The organism is Allofournierella sp. (assembly GCF_048388525.1).
Taxonomy (GTDB): Bacteria; Bacillota; Clostridia; order Oscillospirales; family Ruminococcaceae; genus BQOK01.
The window spans coordinates 1-15774 of record NZ_DBGCTQ010000088.1; the positions used below are offsets into that span (position 1 = coordinate 1).

11 protein-coding genes and 1 pseudogene are annotated in these 15774 nt (G+C 64.2%); 7 read left to right on the forward strand and 5 right to left on the reverse strand.

Features of this window, described 5'->3' with window-relative positions; all coding sequences use genetic code 11:
• From ACMLHZ_RS10275 to ACMLHZ_RS10305, 7 genes and pseudogenes are all read left to right on the forward strand, one after another.
• A partial coding sequence (locus tag ACMLHZ_RS10275) for a dihydroxy-acid dehydratase (RefSeq protein WP_418667633.1) occupies positions 1-259 on the forward strand: 259 nt, incomplete at its 5' end.
• Positions 260-307: 48 nt separating this feature from the next.
• On the forward strand, positions 308-1351 hold the full coding sequence (locus ACMLHZ_RS10280; RefSeq protein WP_418667634.1) for a tripartite tricarboxylate transporter substrate binding protein: 1044 nt from the start codon (positions 308-310) through the stop codon (positions 1349-1351).
• A 78-nt stretch (positions 1352-1429) separates the two neighbouring features.
• Positions 1430-1873 carry a tripartite tricarboxylate transporter TctB family protein gene (locus ACMLHZ_RS10285; protein WP_177562775.1) on the forward strand — a complete coding sequence of 148 codons (444 nt, stop codon included), beginning with the start codon at positions 1430-1432 and terminating at the stop codon, positions 1871-1873.
• A 13-nt stretch (positions 1874-1886) separates the two neighbouring features.
• Positions 1887-2948, forward strand: a pseudogene (locus ACMLHZ_RS10290) (tripartite tricarboxylate transporter permease); the annotation flags it as partial.
• A 55-nt stretch (positions 2949-3003) separates the two neighbouring features.
• Entirely contained in the window at positions 3004-3396 is a 393-nt protein-coding gene (locus ACMLHZ_RS10295) for a tripartite tricarboxylate transporter permease (protein WP_418667635.1), read from the forward strand.
• An 83-nt stretch (positions 3397-3479) separates the two neighbouring features.
• The gene (locus tag ACMLHZ_RS10300; RefSeq protein ID WP_418667636.1) at positions 3480-4268 is read left to right on the forward strand and encodes an HpcH/HpaI aldolase family protein; all 789 of its coding nucleotides are present in this window, start codon (positions 3480-3482) and stop codon (positions 4266-4268) included.
• Between the two features lie 175 nt (positions 4269-4443).
• Positions 4444-5202 carry a FadR/GntR family transcriptional regulator gene (locus ACMLHZ_RS10305; RefSeq protein WP_418667637.1) on the forward strand — a complete coding sequence of 253 codons (759 nt, stop codon included), beginning with the start codon at positions 4444-4446 and terminating at the stop codon, positions 5200-5202.
• A 210-nt stretch (positions 5203-5412) separates the two neighbouring features.
• Here the strand turns inward: ACMLHZ_RS10305 and ACMLHZ_RS10310 are convergent, their stop codons facing one another.
• The 5 genes from ACMLHZ_RS10310 to ACMLHZ_RS10330 form a co-directional block, all read right to left on the reverse strand.
• A complete protein-coding gene (locus ACMLHZ_RS10310; protein WP_418667638.1) occupies positions 5413-6486 on the reverse strand; it encodes a hypothetical protein in 1074 nt (357 codons plus the stop codon).
• 126 nt (positions 6487-6612) lie between these two features.
• A complete protein-coding gene (locus tag ACMLHZ_RS10315) occupies positions 6613-9510 on the reverse strand; it encodes an exo-alpha-sialidase (protein WP_418667639.1) in 2898 nt (965 codons plus the stop codon).
• A 93-nt stretch (positions 9511-9603) separates the two neighbouring features.
• Positions 9604-11283 carry a hypothetical protein gene (locus ACMLHZ_RS10320; protein WP_418667640.1) on the reverse strand — a complete coding sequence of 560 codons (1680 nt, stop codon included), beginning with the start codon at positions 11281-11283 and terminating at the stop codon, positions 9604-9606.
• A gap of 53 nt (positions 11284-11336) precedes the next feature.
• Entirely contained in the window at positions 11337-13865 is a 2529-nt protein-coding gene (locus ACMLHZ_RS10325; RefSeq protein WP_418667641.1) for a hypothetical protein, read from the reverse strand.
• Between the two features lie 5 nt (positions 13866-13870).
• Positions 13871-15715, reverse strand: coding sequence for a DUF5696 domain-containing protein (locus ACMLHZ_RS10330; protein WP_418667642.1), 1845 nt, complete (start codon positions 15713-15715; stop codon positions 13871-13873).
• Positions 15716-15774 lie beyond the last annotated feature (59 nt).

Sequence of the window (15774 nt, forward strand, 5' to 3'; positions counted from 1 at the left end):
CTTTTCGGGGTATTCCAGCGGAGCGGTGTTCGGGCATGTGTCGCCCGAGGCGCAGGAGGGCGGACCGATCGCGGTGATCCGGGACGGGGACATGATCCGCTACAGCATCCCGGAGCGCAGCATTGAGCTGGAGGTGAGCGAGGAGGAGATCCGGGAGCGGCTCAAGGCCTGGAGGCCCAAGGAGATCCAGTTTAAGGGTTATTTGCGCCGCTACGCAAACCTTGTGAGCTCCGGCTGCGATGGCGCAGTGATGAAGTGACGGTTCGAGGTCTGCTCGATTGAACCATAAATGAAAAGGAGAATCAACATGAAAAAGTTTACAGCACTGGCCCTGGCACTGGTCATGGCACTGGGACTGCTGGCGGGCTGCGGCTCGCCGGCGCCCGCAGGCAGCACCCCCGCCGCAGGCGGCTCTGCACCCGCCTCGGCCCCTGAAGCACAGGGGACCGCGTTCCCGGAGAAGGGCAAGAACATCAACATGATCGTGGGCTACAGCGCCGGCGGCTCCACCGATATCTTTGCGCGGCTGGTCGCGAAATATGTGGAGCAGAAATGGGGCTGCACTGTGGTGGTGCAGAACGTGACCGGCGGCTCCGGCGCGGTGGGCTTCCAGCAGTGCCTGGACTCGGCCGCCGACGGCTACACCGTGACCATCAGCAACGGCGCTTCGCTCACCCTGAGCGAGTCCGGCAACTACGACTGGACCTACAAGGACTTTGACAATCTGGCCAAGATCATCGACGAAGACGAGCTGCTGTGCGTAAAGGCGGACGCCCCGTACAACGACCTGAACGAGTTTGTGGAATACGCCAAAGCCAACCCCGGCAAAATGACGGTGGGCTTTGCGGGCCTGGGCGGCTTTACCCACCTGGCGGCCGCCAAGTTCATCCACGACATGGGCGTGGAGGTGAACAACATCGGATATGACAGCGGCTCTGAAGCGGTGACCGCGGTGCTGGGAGGCTTTGTGGACTTTTGCCAGCAGCAGCCCGCTGAGACCGCATCCACCCTGGAGAGCGGCGATCTGAAGGCGTTGGCCATCATGTCCACCGAGCGGCACCCCAGCGAGCTGCTGGCGAACGTGCCCACCGCCAAGGAACAGGGCGTGGACTTTTTGGTGGCCCAGTGGCGCGGAATCTCCGCCCCCAAGGGCCTGCCCGCCGAGGCGCGCACCGCGTGGGAAACCTGCCTTGCCGAGATCGCGGCCGACCCCACCTTCCAGGCGGAGGTGGAGAGCACCCTGCTCTCGCGTGTGAACTGCGTGACCGGCCAGGAATTTGAGGACTGGATGGACAGCGAGGCTGCCTGGATCGGACCCCTGATGGACGAACTGGGACTGAAAGCGAGCTGACCGGACGCATGACAGCACCCCGGCGCCAAAGCCGGCGCCGGGGTGCTTTTTACCGGCATTTGAGAGGAGGGGTTCTTTTTGCGCAAAGCCAATATCATTGGTTCCTCGGCGCTGATCCTGCTTTGCTGCCTGCTTTTCACCCAGGTGGCTCAGATCAAGCAGACCGGCCGGGAGGCCGTGGGTCCCCGGGTGGTGCCTTACGTGTGCCTGGCCGGAATCATCGTGTTCTCGGTGGTGGTGCTGGTGCAGTCGCTGCGCTCGCGCGAGGGGGAAGGAACGGAGTTTACCACCCGCGCCAAGGCGTTCCGCAGCTTTATCACGCTGGCGATGTACGTGCTGTACATCATTGGGCTGAACACGCTGGGCTTTATCGTTTCCACCCTGCTGTTTTTGTTTTTGCTGTCGGCGTTTTATTACGCCAAACTGGACAAGGGGCTGATCCGGATTGCGGTGATGTCCGTGTGCGTGACGGGCCTGGTGTGGGCCCTGTTTACCTTCGTTTTTAAAATTGTTTTGCCATGAGGAGGGATGAACCTTGGCTGATCTGATTACAGGCGTTCAATCGGCGCTGGCGCCCAGCGCGCTGCTGTTCACCCTGCTGGGTACCATTTTGGGCATTGTGTTCGGCGCGCTGCCGGGCCTTACCTCGACTATGGCCATTGCGCTGATGATCCCGCTGACCTACGGGATGGACGCGGTCACCGGCATGGGCATGCTGGTGGGAGCGTTCTGCGGCGGCACGGCGGGCGGCTCGGTGTCCGCCACGCTGCTGGCCATTCCAGGCACGCCGTCCTCGATCTGCACCACCTTCGACGCCCACCCCATGGCCAAAAAGGGCAAGGCGGGGCTGGCGCTGGGGACCTCGGTGATCTGCTCGTTCATCGGCGGCGTGTTCAGCATGGTGATGCTGAGCATTCTGGCGCCCCAGCTGGCCAGCGTTGCGCTGCAGTTCGGGCCGCTGGAATATATGACCCTGGCGCTGCTGGGGCTTACCATCATTGCAAGTATTTCCGGCAAGTCGCTGGCAAAGGGGCTGATCGGCGGGCTGATCGGAATTTTTGCCTCCTGCGTGGGGGTGGATGTGGTCACGGGCATGCCCCGGCTGACCTTTGGCAACAGCCAGATGCTGGGCGGCCTGTCGCTTTTGCCGGTGCTGATCGGCCTGTTTGCCGTTTCCCAGGCGCTGCTGGAGGCGGAAAACCAGGTGCGCCGCGCCGCCGACGCCCAGCCGGAGATCGCAAACGGGGGCAAGATCCGGGCGGAATTTCCAAAGCTGCGCCTGCTGCTCAGCAAGTGGAAGATCCTGCTCTCGTCGTCCATTCTGGGGACCATCATCGGGATCCTGCCCGGCACGGGCGGCAGCATTGCCAGCTTTGTAGCGTATGACACCGCAAAGCATCTGTCCAAAACGCCGGAGGAGTTCGGCAAGGGCAACATTGAGGGCGTGATCGCCAGTGAGACCAGCAACAACGCCATGACCGGCGGCGCCATGGTGCCCATGATGGCGCTGGGCATCCCGGGGGACACCGCGACCGCCATTATGATGGGCGGGCTGCTGATCCACGGGCTGCGGTGCGGGCCCATGCTGTTTGTGAACAACATGCCCACCGTTGTACGGCATTTTTGCGGCGCTGCTGATCGCAAACTGCGCCATGGTGGTGTTCCAGACCTTCGGCATCCGGCTGTTCGTGCAGATCCTGCGCATCCCCCGCTATGTGCTGACCCCCATCGTGATCGTGCTGTGCACCATCGGCGCGTTCGGCGCCAGCAACAACATGTTTGACGTGTGGGTCATGCTGGCGTTCGGTGTGATCGGCTATTTTGCAAACAAGCTGGGCTACGGCGTGGCGCCCATTGTGCTGGGCTTCATCCTGGGCAGCGTGTTTGAGCAGAACCTGCGCCGCGGCGCGGAGATGTTCCACACGGTTGGCTCCTGGCTCAACAGGCCCATCGCGGACGGGCTGTTCATTGCCAGCATGGTCGCGCTGCTGCTGCCGATCATCCAGGCGCAGCTTGCAAAGCGCAAGGCGAACAAAAAGGGCTGAAACCGGCGGCGGATCCTAGAGGGCCCGCCGCCCTTTACAAACCTGTTGGACTGTGGCATGATAAACAAAAGGGGGGCCTTTGTGTGAAACAGCATCTTTTGAACGATTCTTTGGCCCGGCGGCTGCGGGCGGGCAAGCCTGTTTCGGCCGCGTGGGCGCAGCTGGGCAGCAACGTGAGCGCTGAGATCTTTGCCGAGGCGGGCTTTGACGCCCTGATCATCGACATGGAACATGGCCCCTGGGACATGCAGAACACCCTGGCCGCCATGCAGGCCTGCAAGGGTACCGGCTGCGTGCCCTTTGTGCGGGTGCCCTGGAACGACATGGTGTGGTGCAAGCGCGCGCTGGACTTGGGCGCGGGCGGTGTGCACGTGCCCTATATATCCACCCGCGAGGAGGCGGAATACGCGGTGCGCTGCTGCAAATACCCCACCGCCGGGGGCGTGCGGGGCATTGCGGGCAGCCAGCGGGCGGTGTGTTACGGCCTAGACAAGGCGGATTATTATGCCCGGGCCGACCGGGACATTGTGGTGATGCTGGCCATCGAGAGCCCGGAGGGGGTGGCGAACATCGACGCCATCGCCGCAGTGGAGGGAGTGGACGGGATCTTTATCGGGCCGTCGGATCTTTCGACCACCATGGGGCATCTGGCCGACCCCTCGCAGCCGGACGTGCAGGCGGCCATCCGTACCATCGAGGCCGCGGCAAAGGCCCACGGCCGGTTTTTGGGCACCATCGCCCCAGACTTTGAGGGGGCGAAAAAGCTTTATGACCGGGGGTATTCCCTGGTGTACTTTATGTCGGACACCACTTCCCTTTCCGTCCTGGCGCGGGGGGCGGTGCAAGCCTTTAAGGACAGCTACCCGGAATAAGGAACCCCTGCCCGCGCGGGCGGGAGGGCAGACGGGACCCCCCGTCTGCCCTTTTGCGCGTTTTAAAACAACGCCGCGGGCCCGGATGTGGCTTGAAAAGCGGCAAAACAATCCCTATAATAGAGGTGAGGGACAGGGCTCGGCAAAACCCGACCGGGCCGGAAAGGAACAAACGATGGCAAAGCCGAGAACCGTGCGCAAGACCAGCCGCAGCGAGGAGGTGGCCCAGCTTTTGATGGACGCCATTGCCGCGGGCGAATTTGAGGCGGGCGGCCGCCTGCCCTCGGAGAACGCCCTGGCCGAGGAATACGGCGTGAGCCGCAGCACCCTGCGGGAGGCGTTCAAAAAGCTGGAGCAGATGGGGGCCATTTACACCATGCACGGCAGCGGCTCGTACGTGCGGGCACGCAGCGGCGGCACGGCCGCCGCCGAGCCCCGGCTAGAGCGGGCGGGCCGGGTGGTGAGCGAGACCTTCAGCCTGGACCGCTTTTCGGTGACCGAGTACCTGGACGCGCGGCTTGCGATCGAGCGCACCGCCATCAGCCTTGCCATTGACCGGATGGACGACGCGGATTTTATCGCCCTGAAGCGGATCCTGGACCAGTCCGAGCGGGAGGGGTGCAGCGTGGACGAGTACATCGAGCTGGACTGCGAGTTCCACCGGGAGCTGGTGCGGGCCTCCAAAAACGAGTTTTTGTGCCTGTTTTGGTCGCACCTGGAGCCCTGCCTGCGGGAGCAGCAGCGGCGGGTGGTGGTGATCCCGGGACTGGTGGAGGGATCGAAAAACAAGCATCACCAGCTGTACGACGCGCTGCTGCAGCGCAACAAAAAAGAGGCGCTGGCGGCTTATGAGGCGCATACCAGCACCATTTTAGGGCGCTTTTTCACCCTGGCCAGCGAGTCATATTCCAGCGAGGGGCAGAAAACGGGATGAGCCCCGCGCAGAGTGGGCAGAAAAACAAAGCCACAAAAACCGTCCTGGAAGCCGGCTTCCAGGGCGGTTTTTGTGTGATTTTTACGGGGGGAATCCTGGGTTTGCGAGTGAAGGGCCCCGAAGCGACGCAAAGCGCCGGTTTGGGCACGAGCAATGCTGCTGCCCAAGAATGGGGCAGCAGCAACCGGGCGGGGTCGCCGGGATACGGGGTCACGCCCCGGCGGCCAGCTGGCGGTCGTAGGCGAGGATCGACTCCATCAGGCGGGCGTGGGCGTCGCCCGCGGTGCTGAGGGAATGGTCGGTCATGACAATGGGCATGGCGGCCAGCCAGGTGCTGTTCTGGCGGTCCGCCAGCTTTGCATTGAAGCCCTGGGCCCGGCGCGGCAGCGACCAGCTGCCCAGAGCGTTCAGGATGCCCGAAGGGCTGGCCTGCATGGTCAGCACCGCCTGCTGGACCCGGAATACGTCGCGGCTCACCTGCCCGCTTTGCACCTGGAGGGCCACGCCGTCCAGCCCGGCAAACACGGCCTCGGGAGAATCGGTGTTAAACCAGGGGCTGTGGATGCTGGAGGTGTAATTCAAAAGCTCTTTGCAACCGCCGGTGTATTTCATCAGAACAAGGCAGGCGGCGCGGGAACCGCCTGCGGTGACCTGGCCATAGGTGGCGGCGGCCAGATCGGGGGTCTGGGCGTAGCCCAACACGCCGCTTTGCTGCAGCAGCGCGTACAGCTCGCCGAAATGAGCCGGGCCCAACAGGGCATCCGGGGAGGTGGAGTCGTAGCAGTGCTGGAAATCCAGCACCAGAACCTCGCCGGGGTGCGCGGCCAAAAAGGCGGCGAAGGAGGCCAGTTCGTCAGCCAGCGGCGCGCTGTAATAATTGTGCACCGCGTAAAATACGCCGGTAGCGGCGTCCCGGGTGGCGCGGATGTCGAAATACCGCACGCCCCCGGCGAGCAGGGTGGGCAGATCGGCTATCTGCGCTTTGCTTTGGCGGTAGCCCAGGCCTTTGCAGATCCCCAGCTGGAAGGGCGAAGCCACCGAGGCTGCGTCTACGGGGCTGAAAAGCAGCATGCCGGAGGTAAGGGCATCGTGGGCGCCGGGCATGGCGATATCCACCAGGCGCTCGGGACCGGAGAGGGTTTCGCGCATCCAGGCGGAATAATCAGCGCCGCCGGTTGCTTTGCCTGCCGCTAAAAAGGGCAACCCCAAAAAGGCCGCGGCCAACAGCAGCAGCGCTAAAAAAAGCAGCAAGAGGAATTTTAAGGTGCGCTTGAAGATGTGCATAAAAATCGCCTCCTGCACCCATTATAGCAGGCCGGGGGCGAAAACAAAACCTCGGTGTGCGTTTTGGCGCGGCAGCGGGTTTGGAGAAGCTGCAAGCGGCGCTTTGCGGCAGGCAGCGCCGTTGGCTCAGCCCAGCAGGGTCTGCCGGTCGAGCTCGCGGTAATAGGTCATGCGCAGGCCGTCGTCCCACGAGCTGCTTGGGGATGATTCGTACAGCAGCGCGACCCTGCCGTCGCTGAGTTCCGCGAGACAGCTGTAGGCAAACAGGGTCCCCTGGGGGGTGACGTCGTACTGATACTCCCAGTCGACCGTGTACTTTTTCGCGCCGCCGGAGTAGGCACCGTTTTCCTTGAGAAGGCCCACAAAGATGCGGCCGTGGGTGCGGTCCTTCAGGTTCGCGCTGGAGAGCAGCATGGCAGGGTATTCCTGCCCGTCCTTTTGGGAGCGCACCGTTCCGCTGAGGCGGATCGCCGACAGCTGGCAATTGATGCCCGCGCTGTTGTTGCCGAAGGTGCATTTTACATCGCGCCAGCTCTGCCCGCCGTCGGTGCTGGTGGCCTCGACCACCGTGCCGCCCAGGATGGAGGTATTGCGCAAAAACAGCTTGAGGCTGCCGTCCGGCATTTCCACCGGCGCCGCTTCGCTCAGGCCGTAGATCGAGGATACGCTCTCGCCGTGGGCCCAGGTGCGGCCGTTGTCGTCGCTGTAGATCACCTCGGCTTTTGGGGAGCTTTGGTAGTACACCGGCACGATGAGCCGCCCCGCGTACTGCCCCTGCTGGAGCTGCAGCCCGCGGCCCGGGCCCAGGATGTAGTGCTGCGAGTTTTCGCGCTTGACCATGCCGGAGATGATTTTGTCGGTATGCCAGGTGCGGCCCGCGTCGTCGCTGTAAAACTGCATGATGTAGCTGGTATTGTACAGCTGGAGCTCGGAGTCCTCGTAAAAGAGCTTCATGGGCACCGAAACGGCGGGATGGGCTGGGTCGGCGGAGCGCTGGCGAACGGTCAGCGGCTGCCCGTTTTTGTACAGCTCATAGTCCTGGCTGACCCCGTATTCCGAGAGCGCGCCCAGGGAGAGGTTGCCGTCGTCCACCGGGCGGTTTGCCAGGGAGGAGTAGGCGCGGGGCGTGCCGTTGAGATGGTAGACCGGGTACAGCCCGGATGCGTCGGGCTGGCCGTAGACATCGGCTGCATAGTCGAAGCGGCTGCGGTCGGTGTTGTTGTTGATGTTGCCGGTCTGCCCATTGGCGCTGCCCTTCAGATTCTGGCTCGAGAGCAGAAGATACTTTTTTCCGCCGATGGTGCAGAAGCCGTCGCCCCGGGCCACGGTGCGCATTTTGGTGCCGCCGGATTCGTCCGCCAGGTGTTCAAACAGACCCCCGTTCCAGGCCCAGGCATCGGCCAGAAGGAAAACGCGGCCGGTGTTCAGCGTGTCCTGGAGGATCACGGCGTCGATGAAGGAGGCGGAGCCCTGCTTATAGCCGTTTTCGTCGGCATAATCCTGCATGTGCATGGCCGCGGGCACGCTGGGCTCCAGCCAGCCCTCCATTGCGGCGTGCTGCGCGGCGGCTGGCTTTACCCGCACCGCGATGTCGATGTTCTCGGCCGAGTCGCCCCCGCTTCCGAAATTGGCGTCCACACCTGCGATCAGGTCGCCCTGGGGCGTATTCCACAAAAAGGGGATGCGGAAATGCTGCGAGCCGGTGGCATCGCCGGCAAAGAAAACGAAATCGCCGGTGCGCCGGGTGCCGGCCGTGCGCAGCAGCAGCTCCTCGTCGCTCAGGGCGCCGGAATAGATCTGGATGCTTTCGATCAGGCCGGTGAAGGGATAGCTGTCCGGGTCGTTGGAGCGGGAGGTCTTGCCCAAAAAGCCCTGGGTCCAGGTGATGGTATCGCTGAGAAAGCGGTAGTCGCTGCCTGTTTTTTCCAGCGCCGCCCCCGGCGCCCCGTTGGCGAACAGCTTATACCCGGCCTGCCGGCTGGCCGAAAAGGCCACCGTGTTCCACTCCCGCGGGTAGACCGTGCAGGAGGCGGCATAAAAGGGGGCGTCGCGGTCGCGGTATTCGAACCCCAGCAGGTTCCCGTTTTGGTAGAGATGGAAGTGGGAATTCTCGCTGCCGGGGTCGCTCACGCTGAGGAGGGACCCCACCCCGGAATGGGTGTTTTTGAACTTTACGATCACCGACAGCTCCTCCAGCGCACCCAGCTGCCCCACCAGCCCGGGGCTGAGCGCCGGCGCGGCCTGGGGCGAAGCGATGGAGATGTTTTCGGCCGAGTAGAGGAGCTGCCCCGTGGTGGGCGCCCATTGCTCTGCGCTGAGGGCGGCCGCCTCGGCCTGGGAGAGCGCGCGCGGCACAAAGGCGGCCAGCGCAATGCGCCCCACAAAGCCCCCGGCGTTGCCCGAGCCGGTGAACCCCTCCGGCACGCCGCCGATGGTCAGGTACTGGATGTCGTTGATGGCGGCGTTCTGGTTGAACCAGGAGGCATAATCGGGATACTGGGTGGAGGTGCTGCCGTCAAAGCTGGTTACGGTTTTTGCGGTTTTGTCGGCGGGATCGGAGGCGTTTACACTGTAAACAAAGGTGTGCCAGCCGCCGGTGGCCTGCGTTCCGGCGAGGTTCGCTTTCATCCCATCCGGGAACTCGACCCGCTGCTGGTCCACCCCGGACACGGCATTCGCCAGGATTGCGCCGTAGCTTTCGGCGGAGGCGTTGCTGCCGGCGGCGAAGAGCACCTGGTTGCCGCCGCCCAGGGCCCTGTAGCGCACCAGGATCGTGCCCTGCACGCTTTGCCGCAGGCGGGTGACCTCCTGCGGGCTGCCCTGCACCGTGCGGCTGCCGTCAAAAATCTGTTCGGAACCGGAGAACACATAGGAAAAGCCGGTGTCCTGGGCTTCGCTCAAAAATGCGGCCAGACTGGCCGGCGCGGCAAGCGCAGCCTCCGCGGCGTGCGCACAGGGGGGAACGAACAGGGCTGCGCCCAGGAACAAAAGCGCGCAGCAAAGGGACAAAAGGCGGGTCTTCATTTTTTTCACTCCTTTATAATTTTTATGATTCAGCGATACAAAACCTGTTTGAGCGCGCCCTTGGCGGCCCTGCAGGGGTGGAAAAGGGCGGCGTTAAAGATGGTAGTCCTGGTAAAAAGCGCCGCAGCCGGCCACGTCGTACTGCTCGCCCGAGCGCGCCGGGTATGCCCGGGTGCGGGTGCAGCGGTTGTTGCAGAACCGCGTTTCGCCCACCTGCCGCAGCGACAAAACCCGCTGATCAAAACAAAAAAACTCGTTGTCGCGGATGGTGAGCTTTGCGTGGAAAAACCAGCCGCCGGAGGAGCGGACCTTGGGGCACGCGGTGATGGGGGCCGCCCCCCACGCGGGGATATACGCGCAGTTCACAAAGCGGTTGTTTTGCAGGCAGAGCGACCGGGTGGCCCCCGATTCGTACCAATAGCACGCCTCGCCCTCCAGATAGACGGCGGCGCCCGCCGTTTCGAACAGGCAGTTTTCCACCAGCGCCTCCCGGCAGGTGAGCAGAACGCCGCGCGCGCGGTTTTTGCGGAAGGTGCAGCCGCGGATCACAACCCGGGGCGAGAGCGAAAGATTTTCCAGCACCGGGCGCTCGGGCAGAAAATCGGGCAGAGGGGCATCGAACTCGGCCAGGATGCCCTCCCTGTGCGGGCAGAGGCGTTTCAGGCGGGCGGTCCAAACCGGGCGGAGCTGTGCCCCGCCCATGAGGGCGAACTCGTCCCCCGGGCGGCCCGGCAGCGTTCCCTGCTGGCCGGGGTGGCCCCAGCCCAGCAGCAGGCTTTGGCCAGCCGGCCTGCCGCGCACGGGCGCGTAGAAGCCGTGCACGTTCACACCGTCGTCCAGCTGGCTTTCAAACCGGCATTCCTCCAGGCGGAGCTCCCCGGCGCAGTTTACAAAATGCGTGGCGTCGGCCGCGGCTGTAAAGCAGCGGGGCGAGGCGGGGTCCGGCGCGAGATCGAACCGGGTGAGCGCGACCCCCGTGCATCGCTCGGCCAAAAAGGCCATGCCCGCGGCGTGGCGGACCGCGATGTTTTCCAGCGCCAGGTCGCTGCAGTCGGCAGCGTAAAACCCGGGATAGGTGCGGGGATGGTGACGGAAAACCAGCCGGTTGCCCGGGCGGCTCGCCGCAAAAAAGCGCTCAGGGCCGCTCAGGGTGAGGCGCACCAGGTCGGGGGCTATGGCCTCGGCGCAAAGATCCAGCCCCCGGGTTTGCCGCGCCGTGCGGAAGTAGAGGTCGTCGGTGCCCCAGGCGGGAGCTCCGGTCTCGGCGTCCAGCTCCAGCCAGAGGTGCAGCGGGTGGCAAAAATTTTCGCCCCAAAAGACCAGCCGACCCTGCCGCACCTGCCACGGGTATTTTGCGGGGTCGATGCGCACCATCATTTCCTGCGGCTGCACGCTCAGGATCTCGCCCTCGGAATAGGCGGGGCGCGCATAATCCAGCGAAAAGTTTTCAAGGCGCACGCCGCGGCTGGAGGCGATGTAAAACGGCAGGATCTCGGTGTGAAAGACAAAGCGGCTGCCGCCGCCGTTGACGCAGAGGCCGTGGAACCCTTCCAGCAAAAAGGCGATCGGCCGCCGGGGCTCCGGGTCGTGGTTTGAGATGCACAGCTCCCGGCAGGGGGCGTGCCGGGGATAAAAATGATATTCCCCCGGCTCAAGGCAGAGGGTCACGCCCCGCTTTGCCCGCAGGGCTTCCAGGGCGCTTTGCAGGGCTTCCACAAGAAGGGGGCTGTTGCCCGGCACAAGGCCGAGCGCCGCGCCGCAGATCCGTTCCATTGTTGATGGGCTCCTTTCCGGGGCGGCCCGCGCCGGGGCCGCCCCGCCTTGCTTTATTGCCAGACAACCCGGTCGAGCTCGATCCATTTCCCGCTGGACTGGGCGGATTTGCTGGCCGTGACAGTGAGACGCACGGTGTGCGCGCCCGGTTCCAGAGTGCCGGTGTCGTACAGCACCTGGCCCAGCTGCATTTCCGGCGCGTAGGCGTCCACGGTGGCCGCCCTGGCCCCGTCCACCGTGATGTCGGCCTTGCCGCACCAGGGGCCTTTGAGCCCGTACAGCACGGCGTTTGTGCCGGTAAAGCTGAACTCCACATGCGCTTTCCAGGTGTTGCTGGAGCTGTCGTCGCCGTGGTAGCTGCCCTCCACAGACTGGTGGTTCCACACCGAAAACTTTTTCAGATTGGGGTTGTCGTCGTTCCAGACCACCTTGTTTGCGAGCGGCTGGCCGTTCTGGCTGTCGAACAGCTCCACCTTGTCGTACTCGATCCAAACGCCGGTGGAGGCAGGATTCTTCTCCCCTGCCACCGTGAGGGTGACGGTGTGCTCGCCGTAGGGCAGCTCGCCCGTGTCGAACAGAAGCGCCTGAGCCTCGGGCGCGGGGGCGTAAGCGTCCACCCGCACGGGCGCGCCGAAATCGACCTGCACGTCGGCCAGGCCGCACCAGTCGCCCTTGATGCCGTACAGCTTTGCGCCGGTGCCGGTGAAGGTGAATTCTGCGTAGCCGCCCGCCTCGCTGCAGGACATGTCGTCGTTGCGGTAGCTGCCGCCCGAGGCCTGTTGGTTCCAGCCCGCGCTGCAGGAGATGTAAATGGAATCGTTGTTCAGGGTGAGAACGCCGCTTTCTTTGGCCTGGGTGGTAAAGCCGGACACGGCGCTGGAAGCGGCGCCCGCCCCGTTGCCGGCGGTTACCGCCCAGTAATAGGCTGTGCCGGGCAAAAGCTCTTCGGAGGACTGGTAGCGGACCGCCCGGCCCGTATAGGTGTCGATCACGGGGTCGGAGAGATCCGGATGCAGGGATACCACAAGCCGGTAATTCCGGGCGCCGGGCACCGGCTGCCAGGCAAACGCCTGCGCGGTGCTGGCCCGCGCTTCGCCGGCGGCGGGAAGGCTCAGCTCCGGGGCGGCCGGGGCGGCGGAATCCTGCCCGGCGGAGAAGGTGTAAACCACCACCGCTTCGCCCGGGATGTCGTTCACGAAAACGCCGCCGTTCACCGGCTGGTTCCCCGGGATGTGGTTTATGTATTGGGGAGCTGTATCCCACACGCTTTCGCCCCGCAGCACCATGGCGCTGACCGAACTGTATTGCTGGGGGACCTGAAGCGTGAGCTGGGTGGCGTCCCACTTGTTGAGCACGATTACCCGCAGGTCGGTCTGCTGCGCGTTTTCATAGGCAAAGACCCGGACCTTCTCGCCGGTGCTGGCGGCGTCCAGCTTGTTTTCCAGCACGTTTTGGTTGATGATGCGGTGGGCCAGCGCGGGACCGGTAAGCCGGACCGTATCCCCGTCCAGATACCAGCGGTCCAGATCGAACCAGCCGAAGGATTTGTTGGGGCAGCCGCTGATGGAAGCTTTGCTGGGATAATGGGAGGGCCAGCTTACAATGTAGCCGTACTGCCCGCCGTCAATGAGATCCAGCATGGCGTTGAGCAGGGCCATGCTGCCCCCCAGATCCCGCACATGGCCCTCGTCCCAATTGTCCTGCACCGGGGTCCAGCCGATGTTGCACTCGCCCAAAATGGCCTCTTTGCCCTCAATGGGAGAACCCGGCGACAGCAGGTCGTCGCCGTTTTTGTCGAAATATTTGTTCCAGCCGTAGAAGGAATAGCGATGGTCGTCGTAGGCGTCGAACGCGCCCTGTGCCGCGCTTACCAGCGTGTTGTTCCAGCCGTTCCACAGAACGTTCTGCGGCGCCCGCTGCAAAACCAGGCGGTAGTTGGGGTTGGCGCTTTTTACGATCTGCTGAAATTCGGGAAACAGGCTGCCCAGATACTGGGCGTTACCGCTGCCGCCCGCGCCGTTGTTCCAGGGCTCGTTGCCCATGTCGAAATAGCACAGCTCCACCCCCTGCGAGGCGATATACTGCGCCATGGAGGCTGTGAGCGCTTTTACCTTTTCCAGGGGGGCCTCGCCGCCGAAGGCGTCCAGCGATTCGATGGGGATCATGACGAAGGGCACGATCCCATTTTTTTTGCAGAAGGCGATAAACTCTTCCAGCCCGAACGTGCCGGCGGCATCGCGGCTGTTCAGCCCGCCCCAATAGCGGTTTTCAGACAGGGGGCGGCCGGTTTCCCAATCAAAGGCCCAGGCATCGTAGCCCCACCGCATCATGCTGAGCTCGCCGGCAAAAAAGCTTTGCTCCATCCAGTTTCCGTTGGCCTGCCACATCTCGTCGCTCACCATGGACATCTCGATGTTGGCGCCCACGCTGCGCGCACCGGCAAGCGGTGCGGCGCTTTGGCCGTTCACCGAAACCGTTACCTGCGCCGGGCCCGCCGCCCGGGCGGGAAGAGCCGGGACAGCGGCCGCAAGGGTTAGAAAACAGGCGGCAAGGGCAACGGCCTTTCGAAGGGTTCGATCCATACTTGTTACCTCACTTTCACATCATTTGTTTGTTCGATCCGCCAGGTGTCGTGCCGGAAATCCACCTCCACGGAAATTCCGTTTGCAAACAGGGTGCGCTGGCGCTCCGGGTCGCCGCCGATAAATTCATGCAGGGTCATTTCGCTCAGCGCCACCTTTTCGTGCAGGGCCGCCACGGCCGCTGCTTTTTCCAGCTCGCGGCCGGTGGGTTCGATGGGCAGGTACCCCATGCCGCCGTTCAGCAGCGCGTACAAAAAGCCGCTGCGGCCGTTTGGCATGACCGAGGCGGCCCCCTCGCCCAGATCCCAGGGAATGAAGATACAGTCGTGGTATACCAGGTTGAACAGCGGCACGGGTACCCCGCGCTCTGCGCCACCGTTCAGCCTGGGGGCTGTGGGGTAGGGCGCGTGATGGCACAGGGCAAGGTGATCCACCGTGCTGGCCAGCGGCTCCTCGGAGGAGGCGATGCCGTACCGCTGGGCGATAAAATCGAAGCAGCCGCAGCGGTAGGCGCTGCACTCCCTGCGTGTCATGGGGTGGCGCGGGTCCAGGCATTCGTCCAGCTCCACCACGCTGAATACATCCAGATAAGCCCCGTCCAGGGGGATGCCCAGGGCGTCGAGCCGGCGGTAGTTGCGCTCCACATAATCCCGCGCGAGGCTGGCGCATAAAAAGGTCTGGCGCCCCCCGTTCCAGATGCAGCCGGCCGGGCGCGAGCCGTGCCGGTCCAGTACCGTATTGGCCTCGTTATAGCTTGTGGCGTCGAGATAATAATCGCGGTATTGGTCGTGCAGCGCGAAGAGATAGCCCTGCGCCCGGCAGGCGGCGGCCAGCGCCCGCAGGCCGCCTGCCCCGCCTGCCCTGCCGTTGACCGGCAGAACGTCCGGGTGGCGCTGGTCGTAGCCCGCCGCGCCCCAGCCGTCCAGATGGACATACGCCTTTTGGACGCCGCGCGCCTTGAGCCGCTGCAGTTGCGCCTGCCGTTGGGCAAAGGTCACCAGGCGGTCGTTTTGCTGCGGGTTTTGCGGGTCGTACAGGGCGGACTCCGGCTTTACAGCGAACCGGCTCCAGGTGTGAATCACCGGGCAGCCGATCAGCCGGGCGAGCTTTGGCTGGCGCGCGAGTTTTTGCGCCAGCGGTACCGCGCCGCCCTGTGCCCGCACCGTTTGCCGATAGGCCTTGCAGAGCTCCACATACCCGCCGGCCAGCAGCTTCAGGCTGAACCGGCGCGGGTAGCCGACCCGGCCCATGCACTCGCGCCAGACAAGATGCAGCCGGGTGGGCCCCCCGGGGGGATGCAGCAGTTCGTAGCCCGCATCCCAGGCCTGCTCCACAATGGCCAGCCAGGCCGCGCCGCGCCGCACCTGGCCGATCCAGGGCATGTAGCCGCTGCGCTCGAAAAAGTAGGGGGGCTGCACCGCTTTGATTTCCCCGGGCCAGTTGCCGGGCACCAGGCACCCCTGCATCATGGGAAGCACCGTGCAGCTTTGGGACGTTTTTTCTTCCCAAACAAACGGCGCGGGCCAGTGCACCGCCTCCACCGGCGCGTCCCGGAGGGGGATCAGCTCAAAGCGCACCTCACCGGTGTGCGCCACCCATACGCGGGTTTCCAGGCACAGGCCGTTTGCAAAGCCGCTCCAGAGCCAGCAAAAGCCGGCCCCCACCCCTGTTTTGAGGGGGCTCATTTCCACCCGGGCCTGGCTGAAGAAGATCGGTTTTCCGTTTGGCAGCGCGATCCACGGCACAAAGGCTTCGCTCTGCACCCAGGCTTCGCCCCCGCGCTCCACCGCGACCCGGCCCTCCGGCCAGGCGCAGAGCCTTGTTCCGCCCAGTTGTATCTGCTGCATCATTGTTTGGCCCCCTTACAGATTAAAAGCCACGGCGGATACGGCAAAGGGGGCGGGGCCTG

What these genes read in the sequence shown, in the direction of transcription:
- ACMLHZ_RS10305 (WP_418667637.1), top strand. Translation starts at nt 4,444, where the DNA reads ATGGCAAAGCCGAGAACCGTGCGCAAGACCAGCCGCAGCGAGGAGGTG.
- ACMLHZ_RS10280 (WP_418667634.1), top strand. Translation starts at nt 308, where the DNA reads ATGAAAAAGTTTACAGCACTGGCCCTGGCACTGGTCATGGCACTGGGA.
- ACMLHZ_RS10320 (WP_418667640.1), bottom strand. Translation starts at nt 11,283, where the DNA reads ATGGAACGGATCTGCGGCGCGGCGCTCGGCCTTGTGCCGGGCAACAGC.
- ACMLHZ_RS10295 (WP_418667635.1), top strand. Translation starts at nt 3,004, where the DNA reads ATGGTGGTGTTCCAGACCTTCGGCATCCGGCTGTTCGTGCAGATCCTG.
- ACMLHZ_RS10310 (WP_418667638.1), bottom strand. Translation starts at nt 6,486, where the DNA reads ATGCACATCTTCAAGCGCACCTTAAAATTCCTCTTGCTGCTTTTTTTA.
- ACMLHZ_RS10325 (WP_418667641.1), bottom strand. Translation starts at nt 13,865, where the DNA reads ATGGATCGAACCCTTCGAAAGGCCGTTGCCCTTGCCGCCTGTTTTCTA.
- ACMLHZ_RS10330 (WP_418667642.1), bottom strand. Translation starts at nt 15,715, where the DNA reads ATGATGCAGCAGATACAACTGGGCGGAACAAGGCTCTGCGCCTGGCCG.
- ACMLHZ_RS10315 (WP_418667639.1), bottom strand. Translation starts at nt 9,510, where the DNA reads ATGAAGACCCGCCTTTTGTCCCTTTGCTGCGCGCTTTTGTTCCTGGGC.